Below are 20,232 nucleotides of genomic sequence, written 5' to 3'. Positions count from 1 at the left end.
TCCCGAACATCATTTCTGATGCTCTTGCTTAATAATGGATTTCAAATTCAAGTGGGTGTGTTATATAAAGCTGAAGATCAGCCTGCCTATTTATTTGTTAATTTTTACAGTGAGTTACGTTATTCCACATGATTACAGAGCAAATAAACCCAGCACATGAAGAATATTTAAAATAACACCAGTGAGAATAGCGGCGACAGCAGGTGCAGCAATCTTCAATACCGGTCTTCCTAATACTTCATTTAAGAAGAACAGCATGGCGAAAATGGTGAAACCCGTAGTGGCGCCCATCTTCATTACCGCCAAGACCCCACCAATTAATAAAGCAAATTCCATTAAGGTATTCATCGAATTTCGGATATTGTCTGAGGCATTTCGAATCGATGGGAATTGCTCTAAGAAACGGCCTATTCCACGCAGTAGATAAACTTCAGCACAAATTGTAATCGCCCCAAGTACTGCTGCGACGGGCACGTTGGGTGATAAATAACCGACGACAAAGACAAATGTCATTCCAACCACACCATATACACCGGTGGCCAAAGCCGTGGTTGCAATTAATGGTATAAAACCTAGGCCACGCATAAATTCAGACAGAGCCACCTGTTTCATTGCCGCCTCTTTTGCGTCAGGATCCGTCATTTGGTACGCGTCTGCGAGGGAATAAATAGAGACTTCTGATCCTGCAAAAATACCGACATTAGAGACCGCAGCAATGAGAGCACCCGTCACCGCTAGGAAGGGTAAGTTTTTGACAATTCGCTTGGTGCGTTCATCAAACAAACCATGAAGGCCAGACATATCAGGCGCTGCAATACCTTGTTTTCGATCAGAAAGGTCCTTGCGAATAGCGAACAAGATCAACATCAGCATGCCGACAAAGATCTGAATCGATTCTGGGTAAATGCCTGTATGCTTAATGATCATAAGACGAGACATTAAGATGACAACCGCAGCGATTGCACCGGCTCTCCAACCAAATTGGTAGAAAATAGCCAGCAATGGGAACAGTGCAAAGGCCGACATAACTGGCGTACCTAGTTCGCCCAATGCACCTAACGCGTCCACGGGTAGACCTGTTAAGACGGCATTAACACCGGCTAATGAGGTCACGACCAATATACCCCATAGACCACCCGCGGCAGCGGCAAGGAAACGGCTACCGATCATGACACCGAGAATATCGGTTGGTAAGAAAAGCAGCCAAGGGTTGAGTAATCCGGTCGATAAGGTGAATGAAATTCCCACCGATGCGACGAAGCCAATAGAGAGACCAAAGGCGACGGAACCAGCATCGCGTCTTGTCATATTGCCCTCAACAAGTTGAGGTAAGATCGGTCGAATCCCATCGTGGAACACGGCCGCACTCATGTTAGCGATTAAAGCGGTCATTGCGCAGAGTGTGGCAACGAGTCCTATGTGCATAATATCCATATTATTTCCCTACTGTTCAGCAAGTAATCCAGTGAGCATTGGTACGGCATGCTCTATGTGTTCAACGGAAAGACCAAAGGCCACGTAGCCCTTTTCGATAAATTGTTTTACTTCCTCTTCTTTGGCTTTGATGGCTGGTTTTGCAATGGTGCAACTCTGCCCAAAACCAATGATGGCGATGGCCATAGCAAGCGCACCGCCTGCGCCGGTATTACAGCAACCAATGAAGTAGTCCATATCTCCAGACTTTACTCGCATAGCCGCGTCCATATCCGTCAAAATATGGCATTCAAATACACCCGGAGCGGATGCCTCGATCTGATCTCTAATTTGCTCTCGTTGCAAACCAGCGATGGCAATTTTTTTCATGTGTCGTCCTTTGTCATGTGTCGTTTTTTGTGAGCGTATGTGCTCTTTATCCAAACAAGCGTGTAGGGTTCGTTTGTAACATGGTGCTTATTTGGTGATCGGTGATCCCATGCTCTTTGAGCAGAGGAATAAATTCATCAATGAGGTAGCTAAATCCTAGGCCACCATTGCCTTTCAAATGCGATCGCCTTGTTATATCCATCGATAGCATGATTTGTTCTGCGTAGCCTCGTTCGCACAGAATGCGGAGTGATTCGGCGCGATGGGTATCGGGGTAATAGCTGTTTTTTCCTATCGTATCGAACTGGATGTAGCACCCTTGGTCGAGCATCCAAAGGATGTCATCTAAGTTGTCTCGTAAATCACAGTGCCCAATGGTGACTTTGTTCATTGGCACCGAGCAACTTTTGAGTAACTCAATTTGCGCTTTTCCCATCGTACTCATTGATTGATGAGTGGAAATAGGGCGTCCGGTCTCCAAATGAGCGATGGCAGCACCACGAAAGACGTTTTGTTCGGTTTCACTAAAGCCATTTTCACTGCTGCCAATTTCACCAATGACGCTTGCTTTGAGGTTTGAATTGTCTATCCCCACTTCAATTTCTTTGATCATTCCCTGAGCAATTTGTTGAACACTCATGGTGTAGAGTGAATCAGGGAAAAAGCCTTCGATGTAAAACCCAGTAGAGAGCAGTACATTGATACCCGTGTCGCTCATTAAATTTTCAATAAAATGAGGATTTCTACCCATAAAAGCATTAGTGACTTCAACGATGTTACGTACCCCGCGAGTTTGCAACGCCATCATTTCATCACACAGCAGTTGATACTGGTCTAGGCGGCAGTCGATATCGTCTTTCTGAGGTGACAAATCGATGTGTAGATGCTCATGGCAATAGGTGTAACCGGTACTGTCGATCATCGTTCTTATTCCTGATTTTGTAATGTTTTTCCAACTTGGTACAAGGAGTAGATATTGGCAATCATGAAGCTTTCTTCCGCTGTTGGAACCGCGTTTAAATCCATTGAACTAAGAACCTTGCTATGCAAATTCAAAACGATATCGACATCAGAATCCTCATATATTTCGTCAAGTACTTCAGAATCCAAACCTTCTTTGATGGCGTCACCTTGCCAAATACGATCAGCGGCGCGGCACAGGTGAGTCAATGCCATTTGGTATTGCTCATTATCGTGTGGCAGACCAAGCTCTTTGTCGATCAACGCTAAGGCTTGTAGCCCACCATTATGTGCCCTTTGGCTGATGGCATTGGCTTGTAACAAAAGGGCGAATCGTTGTTCCATGCTGGCTCCGAGTTGTTCCATGTTGGTTCCTAGTTCCATGTTGATTTCTATAGTGTGTCATTTATTGACGGTCGATATTCGCTAGTAACTAGGGATGATCGTGCCTTCCACAACCGCATTTTGATGTTCACGCAATTGATCGGTTCTCAATAGTTTTCTTAACAAAATAGTCAGGTGTGATGAAGCTCCATTGACTAACATCACGGCCTCTGAAGCGTCTCGACAAGCCGGCACGTGACTCAGGGAACGTTCATCTAAGTCATATTTTTCCATCTCAATCGCTTCTGGTAACCAGACCACGGCGTCGATATCACCCTTGGTTAAGTGAGCTAAACTCTCCCCATAATGTATTTCGACTATTTCAATGTCCTTATCAGCAAAAGCTTGGCTTGTTAATATTTTTTGATCGGGTGAATCTGGGTCAACACCGACACGGCGAATGCTCTCGTAGCGGCCTTTTTTGAAAATCAGCCGATGTTCGTGTGAATAGGAATGTGCACCCAAATCAATGGCGGTGACCAAACCACTCGCTAGCTCTTTGGCTGCTAGTTTCGACATAATCGCTACATCATATGTCCCATTTCTTAGGCATTCAGCGCGAACACTTGCCCCTCGCATATGGGCAAAATAAAGCGGTAAATCTCCAATTTGTGCTTTTAAGCCACTAGCCAGGCCTTCGTAATGACGGGTATAAGGCAATGGCATTGCACACACCACATTGCTTAAACCCGCACAGCCAACTAATTCTCTGTAATCCAATTGAGTGATAAAGGTGCCGTTGCGACCTTGTTTTGAAAGCATTACGGCGCCACGCTGCTCTATGGTTGTGAGCGCTTTTTGAATAAAGCCGACCGATACAGAAAACTCTTCAGAGAGTGAATCAATCGTTCTTAGACGATCGCCTTCTGTCGTGGTCATCAGGTATTGGGCGATGCTCATGATCGCCGAGCCTTCTTTGCTGATGTAATTAATGGGCATATCTATTTATCTTCATTATTTTGAAGATAAGGTAAACTTTAATTTGCTCAATAAAAAGTCACAAGAGTTCAAAACGTGAGCTATCTCGATATTTATCAGGGAAACAACAACGTAAAACGATCGTTATCGGAAGGAATTTTCTTTGAAAATATTAGGTTAATAGAGAATTATCATGAATTAGCGGAATCGATGGCGAAACTCAGAGGGTGTCATGGTTTTCAACTCTTTGAATTGACGATTGAAATTAGACAGGTTTTTGAAACCGGTTTTTTCTGCGACCAGAGCGATAGGAAAACGGGTGTTAATGAGCAGTTCGCATGACTTTCCGATTCGATATTGTTTCAGGTGCTCAGAAAAGCTCATCCCATAGTGCCTCTCAAACATCCGATAGGCAGAGCTTTCGCTCATGTGGAGTTTTTGGCACAAGTCGGATATTTTAATGCCCTGACTGTAATGGTTTTCAATATATCGAGATGCTCTCTCAATACGCTGGTTTAGCTCTGAATCTTCCGATACGGGTTTAATGCGATACGGTGTTGCTGATAGCTTTTCTGAGTGGGTGCCTTCAGACAATTCTATCAATATTTCAATGACCTTTACCGCTTGATAATGACGATCCAGCTTGGTGACTCCCTCAAGTAAAGCGGCGACCTTTTTTGTTGTCGCACTATCAAAAGAAAGCCCATAAGCCGAATTATCCAATAGGCGTTTGATGTCTCTTGCTTCAGGCAGCAATTCGATTAAGCGCTCTAACCACTGATGAGAGAGCCAGACAATGATCGTATGATGATGGTAATCGTCTTTGGTGCTTTTCCCTGCCAACATATGCGGCACACCTGGACCATAAAGAAGTAATGTGTTGTGGTGTATATCACCTATGGCATCCCCTGCAAAAAAGCTGCCCTGGAACGCGTTGTCTGGATCAAGGTATAGCACCAACTCATATTCTGAATGATAGTGCCACGAACAAGAAACCTCATCCTTTTCAGCGAGACAGTGAAACTCTCTTACTACCCAGTCAAAGCTTGGTGTATTGAGGACGCGTTCTTTAAATGGTTTCATGGTTATACCCACTTTTTTTGTTAGGCGCTAGATTAATAGGATAGGCCTATTCTGTCAAAGAATGGAGAAAAATTGAACGAATAGTATTAAAGGTGGCTCGAATAACATCAATCATATTCATAATCATTGAGTAAACTGTACCGAGCGTAAAAAGTCCGATTGGGGCTTTTTCTAAAGATTAGGTTTTGTACTATGCAAGATAATAAAATGGCCATGTTGTTCATCTTCACCGCATTCGTTACCGGGCTATGTGGTGCATTTTTCTATCCTCTGTCGAGCTTATTCATCGTCGAGGAATTGGGTGCAACACCTATGATGCTCAGCGCTTACATGACGTTGGTGGTCGTGAGTTCTGTTTCTGTGTCCCATTTTATTGCCAAACGGTCTGATAGCCATTGGAATAGAAAAACGATTTTGATGGTTTCACTCACCAGCTATTTGATTTTGGTATCGAGCTTTATCGTGATTCGAGATTACTGGTTAGCGATTGCGGTCGCGGTGGTGTTTGGTAGTGTGAGCGGGGCTTCGTTTGGCCAGTTGTTTGCGTTGGGCCGTGAATACGGTGATCGTCATGTGGCCAACAGTACGAGCTTTTTAGCCAAAATGCGGGCAGGATTGGCCATTGCCTGGGTGTTTGGTCCGCCTATGGCTTTTATGCTGAAGGCTCAGTTTGGCTTTGGTGCGACGTTTGCCGTATCAGCGATAACGGTGTCGGTCGCGATACTGGTTATTGCGAAATATATTCCGGGTAATGTCGTGACAAAAGAGGAACGTGCCGAGAAAGTCGATCATAAACCATTGAGTGGCATGGTGATGCTTTATTGTTTGATTGTTGTGTGCGCGTTTTCGGCGAACAATCTGTACATCACCAGCATTCCGTTGTATCTCTCTCAGGAGCTAAAAGTCAATGTGAGCTGGCTGGGGCTTTTATTTGGCATGGCGGCCGCGTGTGAAATCCCCGTTATGCTGGCTGCGGGTAAAATGGCTGAGAAAGTGGGCACCATTAAGGTGATGTTGATGGCGGTGGTCTCTGGCGCGGCTTTTTACCTTGTGATGTTGTCGCAAACCAGTTTTGTCGCCATGTTAGCGGCGCAGGTGTTGAATGGCTTTTTCATTGGTATTTGCGCGACGATAGGAATGGTCGCTCTGCAAGATATGATGAAAGATCGGTTAGGTACAGCATCCACGTTATTCTCAAATTTGCTCAGTGTCAGTACGTTAGTGTCGAGCATTGCCGTGGGCGCAGTCGCGGAGGTCTTTAACTACCATAGTGCTCTATACCTTTGTTTCATTGGTGTTGTGGTGGCGGCGGTCTTGTTGGTGGTGTTTGAAGTCGTCGATAAAAGACAAAAAGCAAGCAGCTCGGACAAGCCGGATTTAGCCATAGATTAGTGTCTGATTGGATTGAGATTAAGCGAAATACAGAAAAAGCGCGGTGAGACCTGCGCTTTTTAATGATGAGGTGGCGACGTTACTTAAACTCGTAAGTGTAAGAAATACCGATTCTATTATTCTGACCAAAGTCATCATCCGCTATGACTCCGAAGAAGTTGAACGATTGAGATTGGGTGAGTTTATGACTAAGACCTGTACCGACCCAGTAGCCAGAGTAGTTATCGGAACCCATAGAGCCGCCACCAAAGGTCATCAATGACCACTTTTCACTTAACGGCTTTAGAGCAAACATGCCCAAGTAACCGCCATGAGAGGTGAAGCGGGTCATCACATAATCGTTGTCGCTCTCTGAGTCTTTTCCTGCGATCTCGCCATCGTTATAGCTGTAACCGGCCATCGGGAAAATTTGCCAGCCTAGCGGGGTAATATCAAAGTAACTCAGCGGTATGAATGAGCCAATACTGTAGTTATTTTTATACCCTTCTGGCTCATATTCTGCTCGGCTAAAGTTAAAGTTGAGAATCCCCATTGGCAGTAACCAAGAGCCTCCCAAACGCCACTCATCACCGTCGGCGTTAATGCGAGCATTGATCATGCGTGCATCATCGAGCCCAATTGAGCCTGAAAACTGCACACCATCAACGTAGGCAATCCCGACTTTAGTGACGATTTTGGTTGGATCTTCGTGATGCTTTTCTTCTTCAGCTTGCGCGCTGAATGCGTACAAGCTAAGAGAGAGCAAACCGACTAAACGTTTGTTCATGAGTTCTTCTTTTTAAGCGTGCTGATTTAGAAAGTCACACTCATACCAACGAAGTGAATACGACCGTCAAATGCACCATTGATGCCAATACTAGCAGGACCAATATTACGCTCAGCAATATCAACAGAGCCTAGATCAGCGTATTCGTAGAAGACATCAAAGGTGTAATCATCCCAAGTGGTACTTGCGCCCACGGAGTAGCGGTATTGGTCGCCAACAGGCAGATCAACCCATTGTTTGCTAGGGTCATCTTGTGGTGAGGTTTCGTATGAGAAGCCCGCTTTCAAGCGCCAGTCTGAGTTCAACTGATAATCTGCACCCAGTGCAAATTTCCACACGTCATCCCAATCACGGTTAATAGAGTTTAAGCCGATTGGGTTGTTATTTAGTTTTCCAAAATCAAACACTGTTTGATCCCATTCACTCCAACGATGAAGCTGAATCGAAGCGAGGATATTTAGCTGATTGGTCGAGGCATAGCTTGCACTGATGTCGATAATGGCTGGAACAGCCAGCTCAGAAGCAACGGCTGGGTTAATATCGCCAGGGCCACTGATATTGGTTGAGAAATCGTGTTCTACTTTTGAACGGAAACTAAAGCCAAGATCCAGATTTTCGCTTTGCTTGTACATGACACCTGCATTGAACCCGTATGCCCAATCCGATGATTTCTCTAGTTGAACATTTCCTGACGCCATCCCCATTTCTAATGAGGCCCAACTAAACTGCGCACCGATACCCCAAGAGACTTGGTCTGTTACTCGAAAGCTAAGAGAAGGGTTAAATTGGACGGCTGTTAGGGTCGTATCTGTCATTAAATTTCTGCCCGTCCAATCACTGCCGTAATCAACACTCGAACCACCAACGGTGCCTAGAGCAAGGCCGAGGTGCACGTCATCATTAAGTTGACGTGCGTGAAAGACACCGATAGAAGGCATAAGTGTATGCGCTTTGCCGCTTTCCCCTTGATCAGCATCAGCGTAGTTCATCTCTAGATCAAGCAGTAGAGTATTGACTGTCGTCATGCTCTCACCCATGTGAGACATGGTGGCGGGGTTTGTCCACATCGCGGCTGCGGATTGCGTGTAAACGCCGTCACCCGCACCCGTGGTGCCCGCATTGGCAATGATCGCTTCTTGCATAAAAATGCCACTTGCATGAACAGACGTCGTGCTCAATACAGCAGCGCTTAAAAGAGATAGAGTAAACAGAGGAACAGCCGATCGCATTTTATTTTTCGGTAGAGCACGAGACATTGATGTTTTCATTATTGAATCACTCTTAAAGAAGCTTCCTTGCCTCAAACGAAAGCCTATGAATCCTTGTGACACAGACAGGTAAATTAGCGTTGTATTGTAACGAAACGTTCCCGTACAATTGGAATAAAGCTTATTCCAATTGTCGCTTGCTAAAAACGACGAGAACATTGAAAGGGCGTTTCGGTAGTGATGCCAGGTTCACGAATGAATAAATATCAAAGACAACAGAATAGTGATAGGTCATAGATGAATGATTTAAATACCCTACATGTATTTTTAGCACTGATGCAAACCCGTTCCACTCAGAGAGCGGCGACTAAATTGGGCCGTTCTCAATCCTACGTATCCAAAGTGCTGTCGCAATTGCGCGAAGATTTAGGGGATCCGCTGTTTTTACGAAACTCAATGGGCCTTGTTCCCACCAGTTATGCAGAATCGATTGAGCCAAAGGTAAGGAATGCGCTTGAGCAACTTACGATTGCTCTCGAACCAGAACGTTTTGATCCTATGTCTTTGGACAAAGTGACCTTACATGTTGTGAGCCCTTATTTAGACAATGTTGGTACAGAACTCATTACTACTCTGAGAAAAGAGACCAATGCGCTTATTGAACTGCGCCAATGGGGGCATCATTCTGAATCGCTGATTTTAAATGAAGAAGTCGATTTAGGTGTCCACGCGATCAACGATAAGCCCCAGGCTTTTTATCAGAAACGCATTCATTCGGGAGCGGGTTATTTTGCTGGGAATACAGAAGGTGAATACGTCAAATTCTTAATTCCTGGTGTGAACGATACGACTGATCATTTTCGCCGACTAGACCCGAATATTGAAGTGGGTATCATTGTCGACAGCCAAGTCGTCATGAACGAGTTGATGGACGATTGTTTTACATTAAAGTATGAGCCTTACTTTGAATCAGAAGCCCACCATAAACTCAACTTGGATGTTGCTTTGATCATGAAAGCTTCCTTGCGCCACTCACCAAAACAGCAATGGCTCAGCAGTATTGTAGAACCGATCATTAACCATCAAGTAGAAGCATGGACTGAACGAAATAAGTAAAGCAGCTTGTCACTAAATGAAGAAAAGGGAAGCCAATTGAGGGCTTCCCTTTTTCGTTGTTCCTCTAAAACTACCATGGCCTCTCAAAGAATGAGATGGCGCTTATAATGCTGATAGATACGATTTGTAGGCTTTCAAGCGAACGGTTGCGCCACCAATGATATCCATAAAGCCAAGCATAGGGTGAGGTTTTTCTGCTGAAACCCAGCCTGAACCTGTAGCACCGATAGGGACGTTATAGCCTTCTGGCTCTTGGAATTCAATGACGATCGTACGGCCGTGAGATCCCATGTTATTCCCCACATGCTGACGAACATGTTGTGACCCGTTGAGTACCGATACACGCGCTTCACCTGTACCGGTTGTCACACTGTGTACACGGCCACGGAAAATTTCACCTGGATAGGCATCAACGTAGAACTCTGCAAACTGACCAATTTGGATCCCACGGAACGTTTGGTCTGCAATACGCATTTCAACAAATTTTTTGCTGGTATCGTATAGGTGCATGTTACCCACGCGAGTGCCGTCAGTGATGTTGGTAATTGATAGCTGTCCATCAAACGGAGCACGAATCTCACGACGATCGTTTTGCCATTTTGCGGTTGCGATTTGTGCTTCAATTGCAAGAATTTGAGCGTTAGCTGAGGCAATCTGAGCGTGAGTGGACTCAATACTAGTTTGCAAATCATCGCGTGTAGATTGCTGAGCAAAATCGTTCAGCTTCTTCAAGCGGTTAAGGTTACGCTCATCATTTTCGATTTTCAGTGTGAGCGCTAAAATTTCAGCTTGTGCTGCTTTAATTTGTGCATCTAACCCTTCAAGTTGGTTTTCTGTATCTTCCGCTTTGAGCGTATAGATAAGATCGCCTTTTTTAACCATTTGGTTGTGGTCGACGAACACTTGGTCAACTTCTTGACCGATCAGTGGGCTAAGTACGGCGTGCGGGGCTTTGACTGTTGTACTGTCGGTTAAATCCGCTGGTGACCAAAAACGGTGAGCAGTAAAAAGTGCAAACGCCAGCATGACACCGGTGCCCACGATGATCACTGCGTTACGTAAAGTCCATGAAATGACACCTGTTTTCACTAAGATCCAACAGATAAGGACATAAGGGAGCATTATTTCTTTCATGGCTTATTCCTCAATACTTGCTGTTGGTTTACGGCCGTTTCGAATGATGTTTGAAAGTTCTCTTGCAAGAACATCCCAACGCGCGAATGCGATGATGATGGCCAGTACCCACCATGCTTTATCAATAAATAGTCCACATAGAGACAGAGCAAACACGATTTGTGTATGCGCGCTCGACATTTCAGCCGCTTTATGGACTGCGACTTCATGCAGTTGCCAAAACAGGTAGATAATGTAAATGATGATTGCAACGGTAACAAAGAAAACAAAGCCCATGAAAATCTCAGAATCGAGAAGCTTTAATATCGTTGGATACCCGTTAGAGAAATACTCTTCTGGGATGTCTTTGCCGTGAACGGTACCAAGTTTTGATAGCAAGACTGATGAACCGACGAGAGTACCGACGACAATAATGGCTTTGATGACAAAAACGGCAATGGTTTTGACAGTCCGAGTCAATTTAGCCCATGGCCCATCCGCAGGCGCAAGGGTTTCGTTATTGGTTGACATGATGATTGGTGCCTTATTTATTGATCTTAAGGCTACTTTACATGGATTGGTATTTTTTTTGGAATAACCGATATTCCGAGTTTTAGCTCAACTTTTAAAGGCCGTTGTTTGATTTCAGGCGGTAACTATTATCTGTTTAGTAGGGCCACGTAAACGCACGTTTTGGAATAGGCGGTATTCCTATTAGCGCCATCGACTCAGCGTTACACTCTCGCGAGATCATCATCTACTTATAAACTATCGGAAAACAATCTATGAAATTTAGTACAAAAGTTCTTGTTCTAGGCACACTCGTCAGTTTGTTAGGGCTTTCCGTGCTCAGTTTCACTCAGTATCGAACGACCAACCGTGAAGTTGATAAAACGATTCAGTCCAACCTTGAACTTGCTTCTAGCCAGGTTGCTGAAGTGATTCATAGTGAGCTACAAGGTAAGCGAAACCTAGCTCATTATCTGTCCGAATTGCTTGCTGTTACCGACACATACGACATCCCTCAATTACTTGATCAATCTACGCTCGGCAATGTATTTGTGACATCGGGAATGGGTTTCGAACATGATGGTGCCATTATCCATAACGATAAGAGTTGGACCGCGCCTTCAAACTGGGATTCTCGCACTCGCCCTTGGTATCAAGCCGCAAAAAGCGGCCGAGGTCAGCAGATTACCGACCCTTACGTTGATGAGGGGACCGGCGCTGTTCTTATTTCAATTTCTCAACCCGTTTATCATTCTGATGGTTTGTTAGGTGTCTCATTTTTTGATGTGGATTTAACTTCAATCGCGACGTTAATCTCGAACGTCAAACTTAACCATGCAACGGTTTTTGTGGTTGATGGTGACGGGACGGTTATTGCGCACCCGAACAGTAAGTTTAACGGTAAGCACATATCCGTTGTGACGGGCCAAGGTGTGATGAGTGATAAAACAGAGTTGGTAGACATTCAAGGTGTCAATTACTATCTAGGTTTTAACAAGGTCTCAGGCGAAAATTGGTTGGTTGGGATGTTATTACCCTACGATGAAATGCACTCGGCGCTTGAAGAGATGCGAAACACTATGCTGGTGGTATTTTTAGCCCTTTTGGTGATCTCTAGCCTCGCATACATCGGAATGTTAAAAATACTGATGCGTCCGCTTTCTGAACTTAATAAAGCAATGAAAAATGTGGCATCTGGTGATGGTGATCTGACAAAACGACTCAATACCGATACCGATCAAGAGTTTAAAGAGTTGGCGATCAGTTTTAATGGCTTTGTCGAGGTGATTCAAGAGCTGATTCAAGGCACCAAGCAAACCGCGACTTACATTACCGAGTATTCAACGGTGGCAGCCAATAGCGCGAAAGATTCGGAGGGGCTGTTACACACTCAGTTGCAAGAAGTCGAACAATTAGCGACGGCAATGAATGAAATGTCAACGACGTCAGGGTTGGTCGCTCAAAATGCTCAAAGCGCAGCAGAATCGGCACAAACTGCGGATTTAGCGGCAACCAAAGGCAGCAGCATTGTTCTTGAAACCACACAAGCGATTCAAAACTTAGGTGACCAATTGGATGATTCAATGGTTGCGGTTCAGGCGCTTGGAAGCTCAATTGGAGACATTGAATCCATTGTGAGAGTGATTAACGAAATCGCTGATCAAACGAATTTATTAGCATTGAATGCAGCGATTGAAGCCGCACGAGCTGGTGATTCTGGCCGTGGTTTTGCCGTTGTGGCTGATGAGGTCAGAACTCTTGCTCAGCGCACGCAAGACTCGACCACTGAGATAAGGACGATGATTGATAAACTCCAACAAGGGTCGCAATCCGTCACTCAAACAATGAATATAAGCCATGAGCTAGCGATGTCGACCGTAGAACAAGCACAAACGGCCAACCATGCGCTAGAAGATATACGACATGCTATTTCTTCGATCACTGAGATGAACATTCAGATAGCCTCAGCAGCGGAAGAGCAGAGCTTGGTTGCGGAAGAGATCAACAATAACACTGTAAGCATTAAAGATCTGTCTGATAGAGTGACAGAAAAATCGACGCACACGAGTCAGCAGGTACTGAAACAGTCTGCGCATATTGAAGATCAAAATAAGCAGCTCAATCAGTTTATTGTTTGAAATTAGAACAATCTAGAACGATGTTTTTATTGATCGATGTAGGATAGGTTTCAATTGGTGACTTATTGGAACCCATCTCATTTCACAATGAAATGTATTGCTATGTCATTATTGATATAACAGAACTTTCCTCGTAGCATTACGAGGAGACTACACTAACGCCATTCATTTAATTGCGTTCCCAAAAAGGCACACTGATGAACCTCCAGCAGATTGACTTGAATTTACTGAAAACCTTATTGGTTCTGTTGCAAGAAAAAAACACCAACCGGGCGGCTGAACGTCTAAATACAAGCCAACCTGCTGTCAGTCGAAACCTAGCCAAGCTAAGAGACCAACTCGGCGATCCTCTGTTTATTCGCCAATCTCGCGGACTCAAACTCACTCCCAAAGGTGAAGAACTTGCAGAACGGTTACCGAAAGTCTTTGACGATTTGACGGAGGCTTTAGCAGGTGAAGAGTTTTTGCCCGAGAAACAAGTGGGTGTGATTAAAATGGCTATGAATGGCTTTTTAATTGAAACTCATGGATACCAAATTTGTGAGGCTATTACCCATTCTGCGCCAAACGTAACGGTCGAACTTTTGAATTACTCAGCCAAAACCGCCGCTGAATTGATCAATGGTGAATTAGACTTTGCAATCAGCTATTACCCACTAGATGTGTCTAAAGAATTGAGACAGATACCGATAGGTTTGCTTAATTTTGTGGGTATTGTGCGTAAAGGACATGAATTAGAAGGTCAAACGGTATCGGTTAATGAGGTTTTTAATTATGACGTTGGTGGCTTGGTCGACCCTGACTTTAACCATAAGAGTATGTTACTGGCTGATTTTGTTGATACACAACATAACTTCAAGCCTAAGTTTAGGTGCCAAGACATCAATCCGATTCTCAATATTGTTCTTCGATCCGATATGGTATTTGTCGCGCCTAAGTCTTTGATGGCAGTGATTGATAATGAACGATACAGCTATGTTGAAGTGTCGGGAATAGAGAAACGTAACGAGATAAAAGTTGGGCTTTTATACAACAGTAAGTATCTAAAATCACAGAAATTCAAATGGATAGAGTCGATTTGTGATTCGGTGATCCCCCCTATAATGCTAAAGTAACATTCTTATGCATGGCTTAAAAAACCGATAGAGAAGCAATTCACTATCGGTTTTTGATATTGCCATTTTTTGTGTGGCCTCGATGTTGTCTAGGCTAACTTGAGTTCTTCTAAAACAACATGAAGTGACGAGCGCACCAAAGGTGACAATGCAAGGACTTCCTGGCAAGGCTGAACCAAATCGGGAATTTGGTAGGTGAGCATATCGGCAGCAATGGCGGCACGAACCCCATTATTTGAATCTTCAAATGCTAAGCAGTGTTTAGGATCCACATGTAAACGTTCAGCAGCGAGCAGATAGATTTCAGGGTGTGGCTTGCCGTGCTGAACTTCACAGCCAGTTGTTAGGTTATCGAAAAAGTGGTCAAGACCAGCAAGCCTTAGTTTTATTTCCGCGACCTCTTTTTGAGTCGATGTTGCAACGGCTGTCGGTACGTTATTCGCCTTTAACCAAGTCAGCAGCTCAACCACGCCATCTTTAACGGGGATGGCTTGATGTTTGACCACAGCGTTATACCGATCTCGCCACTCAACATGCAAAGCAGGGTAGTCAAGATCGGGACCATAGCCTTCTCGAATGACCGCTTCAATACCGGCTGAATTTCGTCCAATGATAGATAAATAGACCTCTTCCAAAAAAGGCACATTTTGCGCTCGGCACGCTTCTTTAAAAATCGACATACACACTCGCTCGGTATCGAGAAGTAATCCATCCATGTCAAAAATAGCGGCTTCAAATTTCATTATGCTTGTTTCTTTGCTTTGTTCAGTACAGGGCGTGCATTGTGTCATGTTTCATTAAAGACAACCATACGCACTCTCCTTTCCGCTTTTGAGATTCTTGAACTAAAGCCCCCAGTTATTTAAGCCTTCACAAACAAAAGTGACAATTCTCTTCATCGAGCCCAAATACGCCTTGTAAGCTGGCAAGGTGCTGTTTCCCTTCTGTTACGCCCATTTCGTAACCTGCTTTTAATGTCTTTTGATTCATAGTCAGTCGTCTTACTGCAAAATCCTCTGGCGGTGCTATTACTCGAATTTGTACGTCACAGGGTGGGTTTCGGATAAATTCCAATGAACGATTGTAGTTATCGGCACGCTTGAGCATTGCACGGGCGATATTGGGGTACTTCGCCAGCAGTCTTTTTATCATCCACGGATGTTTTACAGGACTCATTTGATAGCTCAATGGATGAGATAAAATCACGGTGATTTCTGTCGCTCCTCGTCGATAAGCCTCTTGAACCGGAATCGAGTCTGAAACTCCTCCATCTGTGTAGCAGCGGCCAGAGAAACAAGGCGTCTCTTTATAAGCAACGGGAAGTGCGGTGGTTGCTTCAATGACTTGGCCGAGATTACTGGGCTGAACATGGTAATAATCAGCGTAGCCTGTTTCGATATTGGTGACCGCAGCGTACATGGGAATAGAATGAAATAATCGGTCCCAATCCAAAGGAAACGCTCTATTGGATTGCTCCCAAAGCCAACGGACATCGACCAAATTGCCCCCTTTTGCAAAACGAAGCGGGCTATAGAAATGTTTGTCGGTAGCAAGCTGAGTAATCACTTTGGCGCTGCGTTTAGGGGAATGCCCGAGATAACCGATTAAATTGGTTGCCCCAGCCGACACACCGATAGCAAAATCGTAAGGCAGAAATTGGTTGTCCATGAAGGAATCAAGCACGCCACTGGCAAAAATACCGCGCATTGCTCCGCCTTCAACGATAAGGGCTTTTTGGGGTAGGGTAGAAGTGGTCATCGGGGGCTTCTCTGTCAATCAATCTTGCAGCTAGAGTAGCGTTAGCGAATCACTTTGGATAATGGGTTCTATGTATTGATTTGATAGGTGAAAGCGATGTCATTTTGCAGACACAAAAAAGCCATACCGCTTATTTATCACAAGCATGTGGTATGGCGTTTTTAGCTCAATAATTGTATTCGACTAAGAATATTTATGAGCCATAATGCATCCATAAGCGGTCATGAACGGTGCTTCTTGGTACTGTTTTAAGCCTGTTTCGCTGAATTTAACCGGCATAGGATTGCGCTTCAGTTTCTCTTTAATGTCGTTGGGTGCAACCACTTCGACATCGAGATCGCTGATCAGTTGGATAGCCGCTTCTAGTTTGAAGCCATAACCACCACCCGCGAATTTACCCTTGGTTTGACGTTGACGAATCACCACTTTGTCGACTTGGTAGTCTTCCATCAATTTAGCGAAAGAAAACTGAAAATCTCTCATTTGTTGAGTATCGTTGCCGTTCGCAATAGACACTTTAGAAACACGACAGTCAGGAATATTAAAGACACCGTCAGACAATGAAAGTAGGCAAATCACCGCGTCATTACCTTTGATCTCAACACCACAAATTTTCATTTTATTACCTTTTTACTTTAGACGTCGACATTATAGAGGCTATTCCCCTCTCTAGACCAGCATAACTGTTGGGGTTTCTTGTTTCGTTTTGCTTCATTCCTCGTTATTGTTTGATCCGCTTGAGCTTTAGGTCAATACAATCTGTTAATCTATCGAGTCGGCTGGATCAATATCAGAGGTGTGTGAATGCGATGGGCAAGAACAAGAGACACGTGGAAAGTTTGGCTGGATGGCAGAAAAAAGAGCAATAAGAATGAGGTTGATCTTGGGAGCCACTTAAATCATGAGTAAACCGTTTGAGTTTAAAACCATCTTACTCGCTTGCTTAGTGATCAGTGTCGGGCAGTTGAGTATGGGGTTGGTTTTCCCATCATTGCCGTGGATAGCGAAAGACTTTGATATTTCTTTGGAACACGCCCAACTTTTGGTCAGTGTGTACTTACTTGGCTTTGGCCCCTCTCAATTTTTGTATGGGCCGATCTCGGATGCGCTGGGGCGTAAAAAGGTATTGTTGACCGGGCTGTTCATTGCCACGTTGGGGCTTGTGATGATCATCTACTTTAGCCATTCATTTACAGGCATGGTGGCTGGACGTTTTCTTCAAGGGTTAGGCACAGGCTGCTGCGCCGTGCTCGCGAGAGCGTCAACCCGAGATCGTTTTAGTGGTGCTGATTTGCCTATCGCCATGTCGTACATTGCCATGGTCGCTTCGATTACCCCTTTGTTTGCCCCTGTCCTGGGTGGGTTTATTAACTTCCACTTCGGTTGGAGTATGGTGTTCACATCATTGCTGGGGTATGTCTTTTTTACTTGGATTATCTTTGCCCTGAGATTTAAGGAAACCATTACAGAGCGCAGCCCAATTCCATCGCCTAAAAAGGTATTACTGCAATATCGCGAGCTATTAACCTCTCGCTACTTTATGAGCTTTGCCAGTATTAGTTGGCTGAACTTTAGCCTGATGATCACGACGGTGTCTGTGATGCCGTTTATCATGCAAAACCAAATTGGTATGACATCGGATCAATACGCATTATGGGCTTTGATCCCTGCGCTTGGCATGCTGGTCGGCACCAGTCTTTGTAATCGAGTTCGCCCCATCATTGGCAGTAAAAAAATGTTACTTTGTACGCCAGTCTTGCACCTTTGTGCGGCGATATGGCTGTTCTTTTGCCCTGTTGAACCGTTGTATTTGATGCTTGGTCAGCTATTGATGATTTTGGGCAATGGTATTGCTTTACCTTGTTCGCAAGCGTTGGTCATGCAACCTTATAAAAAAAATGCAGGGGCGGCGGCGGCGATGTCTGGCGGTGGGCAAATGGTGATCTCTTCCATTGTGAGCATGGGGCTGGTTTTACTGGGGCTAGACCAAGCGTGGCATCTGTCGCTGGTGATTGTGGTGTTTGCTGCGATGACATTGAGTAATATTCTGCGTGGGTTTCGCTGTTTGGACGCGCAAAATTCTGAGGCACGGCAAAATTCTGAGGCACGATAGTGACTCCCCACTATTTTATGTTACGGCTGTGCATGGCAGAAATACCATCGTTCACCCAATGAAGCAGCTGTTTGGTTGCCTTAGATAAAATCTGATTTTGCCGAACAATGTAACCAAGATCTGTGGTGGGAAAATCTGGCAAAGGTGTCACTTGAGAAGTGATATTCTTGTGGGGAGATATCGCAAACTCTGGAACGATTGCGACGCCAAATCCGGCTTCTGCCCAATCAATTTGTGCATCTACGCTGCCCACTTCCATGACTCGGTAGTTGGATAGATTCAGCTTAGGCAAGGCGTTGTCAATCAACTCTCGTGTACGCGTATCATGACCGAGCAAGATGAGAGTTAACTCTTTGTCTTGCTGGTTCACTACCTTACTGTTTGTCTGATCATCTTTCTGGTCGTTTCTTTGGCGGCCTTTCTGATTATTCAGTGCTATGTTTTGTTCAAATCCTTGACCTAACGCTACCCATTTTACTTGTTGTAGCTCAACAAAATGCAGTGGCTGAGTCTGTTTTTGGAAGATGACAAATCCAAGGTCAGCCTCGGCATTTTTAACGAGTTCAGAGGCTTGGGATGAGGTGGTGTTTAACAACGCAATATCGATGCCTGGATACTGTTCTTTAAACAGCTTAAATGCTTCAATGAGCAACATGCGAGAAATAATGTCGCTGGCTGCGATGGTGATTGTGCCTTTATCTAAGTCATTTAAAGCGTTGAGATCCGCTTGGCAAACCTGTAACTCTTGAAGTGTCCGTTGGCTACTGGTTAATAAACGCTCTCCCGCTTGAGTCAGGTGGAAGGGGCTTCGTTCAATGAGTTTTACCCCTGTGGCTTGCTCGAGTTGTTTCAGGTGCAGGCTTACATTCGGTTGTGTCATATGTAACGCAATCGCTGCTTTACCAAAATGTTTGTAATCCGCCAACGTGACGAACGTTTTAAGCCAATGGATGTCGAGCATTCTTACACCTTCATGTGAGTTAGCCTACCGATGTACGGCTAGTCTATATGACTTTCTTATCAAGTTAATCATTATAATTAATTTCTCTTATTCAATCGACAGAACTAAGATGATTTCTTAATCAATTCGGAGAAAGTTTATGTCGTCTATTGTTGTTGTAGGTGCCAATTGGGGTGATGAAGGAAAAGGTCGTATTGTTGATTTTTTAGCCTCCGACGCCTCTGCCAGTGTGCGTTTTCAAGGTGGTAATAATGCGGGCCACACCGTTGTTAATGATTTTGGTACGTTTAAACTTCACCAATTACCCAGTGGTATCTTTAATCCGAATTGTATCGCCGTTCTTGGCCCAGGCATGGTGATTAGCCCAGCGGCACTGAGTGAAGAAATCGCTGAAGTTGAGGCTGCGGGGGTGAATGTTAATTTACGTATTTCTGACCGCGCGACCTTGTGTCTTCCTCTTCATGCATTGGAAGATACGTTAGAAGAACAAAGACTTGGCGATGCTGCCTATGGGTCTACTCGTCAGGGTATTGCTCCTGCTTACGGCGACCGTGTGATGAAAAAAGGCATTCTCGTTGGGTGGTTGAACCAACCAGAGGTGTTAGAGCAGCGTATTCAATTCATGCTCGACTGGAAAATGCCTCAGCTTAAAGCGCTTTATCCCGAGTGTGATTACACAGAAAACGCCGCCGAACTCACTGCATGGTTACTGGAAGTCACGAAAACGTGGCGTCCGTTTATCTGTAACGTCACCGAACCTTTGAAAGCGCTGCAAGCGAATAATGAAAACCTACTGTTTGAAGCACAATTGGGCGCGGGGCGTGACTTGGTTTATGGCGAATATCCTTGGACCACCTCATCGAATGTGACCGCCGCATACGCTGGTATAGGCAG

The 20,232-nt window shown here is 44.7% G+C and carries 20 protein-coding genes; 6 read left to right on the top strand and 14 right to left on the bottom strand.

The genetic code is table 11. The features are described from left to right. Positions 1 to 132: 132 nt before the first annotated feature. The 6 genes from A1QO_RS06330 to A1QO_RS06305 all read right to left on the bottom strand — a co-directional run bounded on the left by A1QO_RS06330 (position 133) and on the right by A1QO_RS06305 (position 5,148). Positions 133 to 1,434 carry a YhfT family protein gene (locus A1QO_RS06330; protein ID WP_017036397.1) on the bottom strand — a complete coding sequence of 434 codons (1,302 nt, stop codon included), beginning with the start codon at positions 1,432 to 1,434 and terminating at the stop codon, positions 133 to 135. A gap of 9 nt (positions 1,435 to 1,443) precedes the next feature. Further along, positions 1,444 to 1,803 (bottom strand): DUF2620 domain-containing protein, encoded by a 360-nt coding sequence (locus tag A1QO_RS06325; protein ID WP_017038277.1) that lies wholly within the window; start codon positions 1,801 to 1,803, stop codon positions 1,444 to 1,446. 46 nt (positions 1,804 to 1,849) lie between these two features. Beyond that, entirely contained in the window at positions 1,850 to 2,725 is an 876-nt protein-coding gene (locus A1QO_RS06320; protein ID WP_017036399.1) for a hydrolase, read from the bottom strand. Between the two features lie 5 nt (positions 2,726 to 2,730). After that, positions 2,731 to 3,147 carry a hypothetical protein gene (locus tag A1QO_RS06315; protein WP_017036400.1) on the bottom strand — a complete coding sequence of 139 codons (417 nt, stop codon included), beginning with the start codon at positions 3,145 to 3,147 and terminating at the stop codon, positions 2,731 to 2,733. A 42-nt stretch (positions 3,148 to 3,189) separates the two neighbouring features. Continuing rightward, on the bottom strand, positions 3,190 to 4,086 hold the full coding sequence (gene yhfZ, locus A1QO_RS06310; RefSeq protein WP_017036401.1) for a GntR family transcriptional regulator YhfZ: 897 nt from the start codon (positions 4,084 to 4,086) through the stop codon (positions 3,190 to 3,192). Positions 4,087 to 4,263: 177 nt separating this feature from the next. Next, a complete protein-coding gene (locus A1QO_RS06305; protein WP_017036402.1) occupies positions 4,264 to 5,148 on the bottom strand; it encodes an AraC family transcriptional regulator in 885 nt (294 codons plus the stop codon). Positions 5,149 to 5,340: 192 nt separating this feature from the next. On the opposite strand from A1QO_RS06305, the gene A1QO_RS06300 reads away from it, so the two are divergent. Beyond that, on the top strand, positions 5,341 to 6,540 hold the full coding sequence (locus tag A1QO_RS06300; RefSeq protein WP_017039455.1) for a sugar efflux transporter: 1,200 nt from the start codon (positions 5,341 to 5,343) through the stop codon (positions 6,538 to 6,540). A 79-nt stretch (positions 6,541 to 6,619) separates the two neighbouring features. Here the strand turns inward: A1QO_RS06300 and A1QO_RS06295 are convergent, their stop codons facing one another. Both A1QO_RS06295 and A1QO_RS06290 read right to left on the bottom strand, forming a co-directional pair. Next, positions 6,620 to 7,306, bottom strand: coding sequence for a hypothetical protein (locus A1QO_RS06295; protein WP_017038274.1), 687 nt, complete (start codon positions 7,304 to 7,306; stop codon positions 6,620 to 6,622). Between the two features lie 26 nt (positions 7,307 to 7,332). Beyond that, on the bottom strand, positions 7,333 to 8,562 hold the full coding sequence (locus A1QO_RS06290) for an outer membrane protein transport protein (RefSeq protein ID WP_017041393.1): 1,230 nt from the start codon (positions 8,560 to 8,562) through the stop codon (positions 7,333 to 7,335). Positions 8,563 to 8,811: 249 nt separating this feature from the next. On the opposite strand from A1QO_RS06290, the gene A1QO_RS06285 reads away from it, so the two are divergent. After that, the gene (locus A1QO_RS06285) at positions 8,812 to 9,630 is read left to right on the top strand and encodes a LysR family transcriptional regulator (protein WP_017036406.1); all 819 of its coding nucleotides are present in this window, start codon (positions 8,812 to 8,814) and stop codon (positions 9,628 to 9,630) included. A 102-nt stretch (positions 9,631 to 9,732) separates the two neighbouring features. Here the strand turns inward: A1QO_RS06285 and A1QO_RS06280 are convergent, their stop codons facing one another. After that, entirely contained in the window at positions 9,733 to 10,764 is a 1,032-nt protein-coding gene (locus A1QO_RS06280; RefSeq protein ID WP_017039417.1) for an HlyD family secretion protein, read from the bottom strand. Between the two features lie 3 nt (positions 10,765 to 10,767). After that, complete coding sequence (locus A1QO_RS06275; protein ID WP_017041392.1) at positions 10,768 to 11,274, bottom strand: hypothetical protein; 507 nt, start codon at positions 11,272 to 11,274, stop codon at positions 10,768 to 10,770. Between the two features lie 254 nt (positions 11,275 to 11,528). On the opposite strand from A1QO_RS06275, the gene A1QO_RS06270 reads away from it, so the two are divergent. Continuing rightward, complete coding sequence (locus A1QO_RS06270) at positions 11,529 to 13,391, top strand: methyl-accepting chemotaxis protein (protein ID WP_017036409.1); 1,863 nt, start codon at positions 11,529 to 11,531, stop codon at positions 13,389 to 13,391. Between the two features lie 197 nt (positions 13,392 to 13,588). Beyond that, positions 13,589 to 14,506 carry a LysR family transcriptional regulator gene (locus A1QO_RS06265; RefSeq protein WP_017038269.1) on the top strand — a complete coding sequence of 306 codons (918 nt, stop codon included), beginning with the start codon at positions 13,589 to 13,591 and terminating at the stop codon, positions 14,504 to 14,506. 89 nt (positions 14,507 to 14,595) lie between these two features. Here A1QO_RS06265 and A1QO_RS06260 read toward each other — a convergent pair whose 3' ends face one another. From A1QO_RS06260 to A1QO_RS06250, 3 genes are all read right to left on the bottom strand, one after another. Then, positions 14,596 to 15,249 (bottom strand): HAD family hydrolase, encoded by a 654-nt coding sequence (locus A1QO_RS06260; protein ID WP_017038268.1) that lies wholly within the window; start codon positions 15,247 to 15,249, stop codon positions 14,596 to 14,598. A 127-nt stretch (positions 15,250 to 15,376) separates the two neighbouring features. Next, the gene (locus tag A1QO_RS06255; RefSeq protein ID WP_017038267.1) at positions 15,377 to 16,264 is read right to left on the bottom strand and encodes a patatin-like phospholipase family protein; all 888 of its coding nucleotides are present in this window, start codon (positions 16,262 to 16,264) and stop codon (positions 15,377 to 15,379) included. 183 nt (positions 16,265 to 16,447) lie between these two features. Continuing rightward, positions 16,448 to 16,882: a DUF3010 family protein gene (locus A1QO_RS06250; RefSeq protein WP_017036412.1), complete on the bottom strand. Its 435-nt coding sequence runs from the start codon at positions 16,880 to 16,882 to the stop codon at positions 16,448 to 16,450. A 283-nt stretch (positions 16,883 to 17,165) separates the two neighbouring features. On the opposite strand from A1QO_RS06250, the gene A1QO_RS06245 reads away from it, so the two are divergent. After that, entirely contained in the window at positions 17,166 to 18,377 is a 1,212-nt protein-coding gene (locus tag A1QO_RS06245; protein WP_017036413.1) for a multidrug effflux MFS transporter, read from the top strand. 10 nt (positions 18,378 to 18,387) lie between these two features. On the opposite strand, the gene A1QO_RS06240 is transcribed toward A1QO_RS06245, so the two are convergent. Next, positions 18,388 to 19,338 carry a LysR family transcriptional regulator gene (locus A1QO_RS06240; RefSeq protein ID WP_017041391.1) on the bottom strand — a complete coding sequence of 317 codons (951 nt, stop codon included), beginning with the start codon at positions 19,336 to 19,338 and terminating at the stop codon, positions 18,388 to 18,390. Positions 19,339 to 19,477: 139 nt separating this feature from the next. On the opposite strand from A1QO_RS06240, the gene A1QO_RS06235 reads away from it, so the two are divergent. Then, a partial coding sequence (locus tag A1QO_RS06235) for an adenylosuccinate synthetase (protein WP_017041390.1) occupies positions 19,478 to 20,232 on the top strand: 755 nt, incomplete at its 3' end.

The sequence above is a fragment of the Vibrio genomosp. F10 str. ZF-129 genome (assembly GCF_000287055.2).
Taxonomy (GTDB): domain Bacteria; phylum Pseudomonadota; class Gammaproteobacteria; order Enterobacterales; family Vibrionaceae; genus Vibrio.
The sequence above is the reverse complement of the archived record's forward strand: the minus strand, read 5'-3'. Positions and strand labels throughout refer to the sequence as shown.

Excerpts from the sequence above, each read along its gene's own strand:
- A1QO_RS06330 (WP_017036397.1), bottom strand. The coding sequence starts at position 1,434 with ATGGATATTATGCACATAGGACTCGTTGCCACACTCTGCGCAATGACC.
- A1QO_RS06325 (WP_017038277.1), bottom strand. The coding sequence starts at position 1,803 with ATGAAAAAAATTGCCATCGCTGGTTTGCAACGAGAGCAAATTAGAGAT.
- A1QO_RS06320 (WP_017036399.1), bottom strand. The coding sequence starts at position 2,725 with ATGATCGACAGTACCGGTTACACCTATTGCCATGAGCATCTACACATC.
- A1QO_RS06315 (WP_017036400.1), bottom strand. The coding sequence starts at position 3,147 with ATGGAACTAGGAACCAACATGGAACAACTCGGAGCCAGCATGGAACAA.
- yhfZ (WP_017036401.1), bottom strand. The coding sequence starts at position 4,086 with ATGCCCATTAATTACATCAGCAAAGAAGGCTCGGCGATCATGAGCATC.
- A1QO_RS06305 (WP_017036402.1), bottom strand. The coding sequence starts at position 5,148 with ATGAAACCATTTAAAGAACGCGTCCTCAATACACCAAGCTTTGACTGG.
- A1QO_RS06300 (WP_017039455.1), top strand. The coding sequence starts at position 5,341 with ATGCAAGATAATAAAATGGCCATGTTGTTCATCTTCACCGCATTCGTT.
- A1QO_RS06295 (WP_017038274.1), bottom strand. The coding sequence starts at position 7,306 with ATGAACAAACGTTTAGTCGGTTTGCTCTCTCTTAGCTTGTACGCATTC.
- A1QO_RS06290 (WP_017041393.1), bottom strand. The coding sequence starts at position 8,562 with ATGTCTCGTGCTCTACCGAAAAATAAAATGCGATCGGCTGTTCCTCTG.
- A1QO_RS06285 (WP_017036406.1), top strand. The coding sequence starts at position 8,812 with ATGAATGATTTAAATACCCTACATGTATTTTTAGCACTGATGCAAACC.
- A1QO_RS06280 (WP_017039417.1), bottom strand. The coding sequence starts at position 10,764 with ATGAAAGAAATAATGCTCCCTTATGTCCTTATCTGTTGGATCTTAGTG.
- A1QO_RS06275 (WP_017041392.1), bottom strand. The coding sequence starts at position 11,274 with ATGTCAACCAATAACGAAACCCTTGCGCCTGCGGATGGGCCATGGGCT.
- A1QO_RS06270 (WP_017036409.1), top strand. The coding sequence starts at position 11,529 with ATGAAATTTAGTACAAAAGTTCTTGTTCTAGGCACACTCGTCAGTTTG.
- A1QO_RS06265 (WP_017038269.1), top strand. The coding sequence starts at position 13,589 with ATGAACCTCCAGCAGATTGACTTGAATTTACTGAAAACCTTATTGGTT.
- A1QO_RS06260 (WP_017038268.1), bottom strand. The coding sequence starts at position 15,249 with ATGAAATTTGAAGCCGCTATTTTTGACATGGATGGATTACTTCTCGAT.
- A1QO_RS06255 (WP_017038267.1), bottom strand. The coding sequence starts at position 16,264 with ATGACCACTTCTACCCTACCCCAAAAAGCCCTTATCGTTGAAGGCGGA.
- A1QO_RS06250 (WP_017036412.1), bottom strand. The coding sequence starts at position 16,882 with ATGAAAATTTGTGGTGTTGAGATCAAAGGTAATGACGCGGTGATTTGC.
- A1QO_RS06245 (WP_017036413.1), top strand. The coding sequence starts at position 17,166 with ATGAGTAAACCGTTTGAGTTTAAAACCATCTTACTCGCTTGCTTAGTG.
- A1QO_RS06240 (WP_017041391.1), bottom strand. The coding sequence starts at position 19,338 with ATGCTCGACATCCATTGGCTTAAAACGTTCGTCACGTTGGCGGATTAC.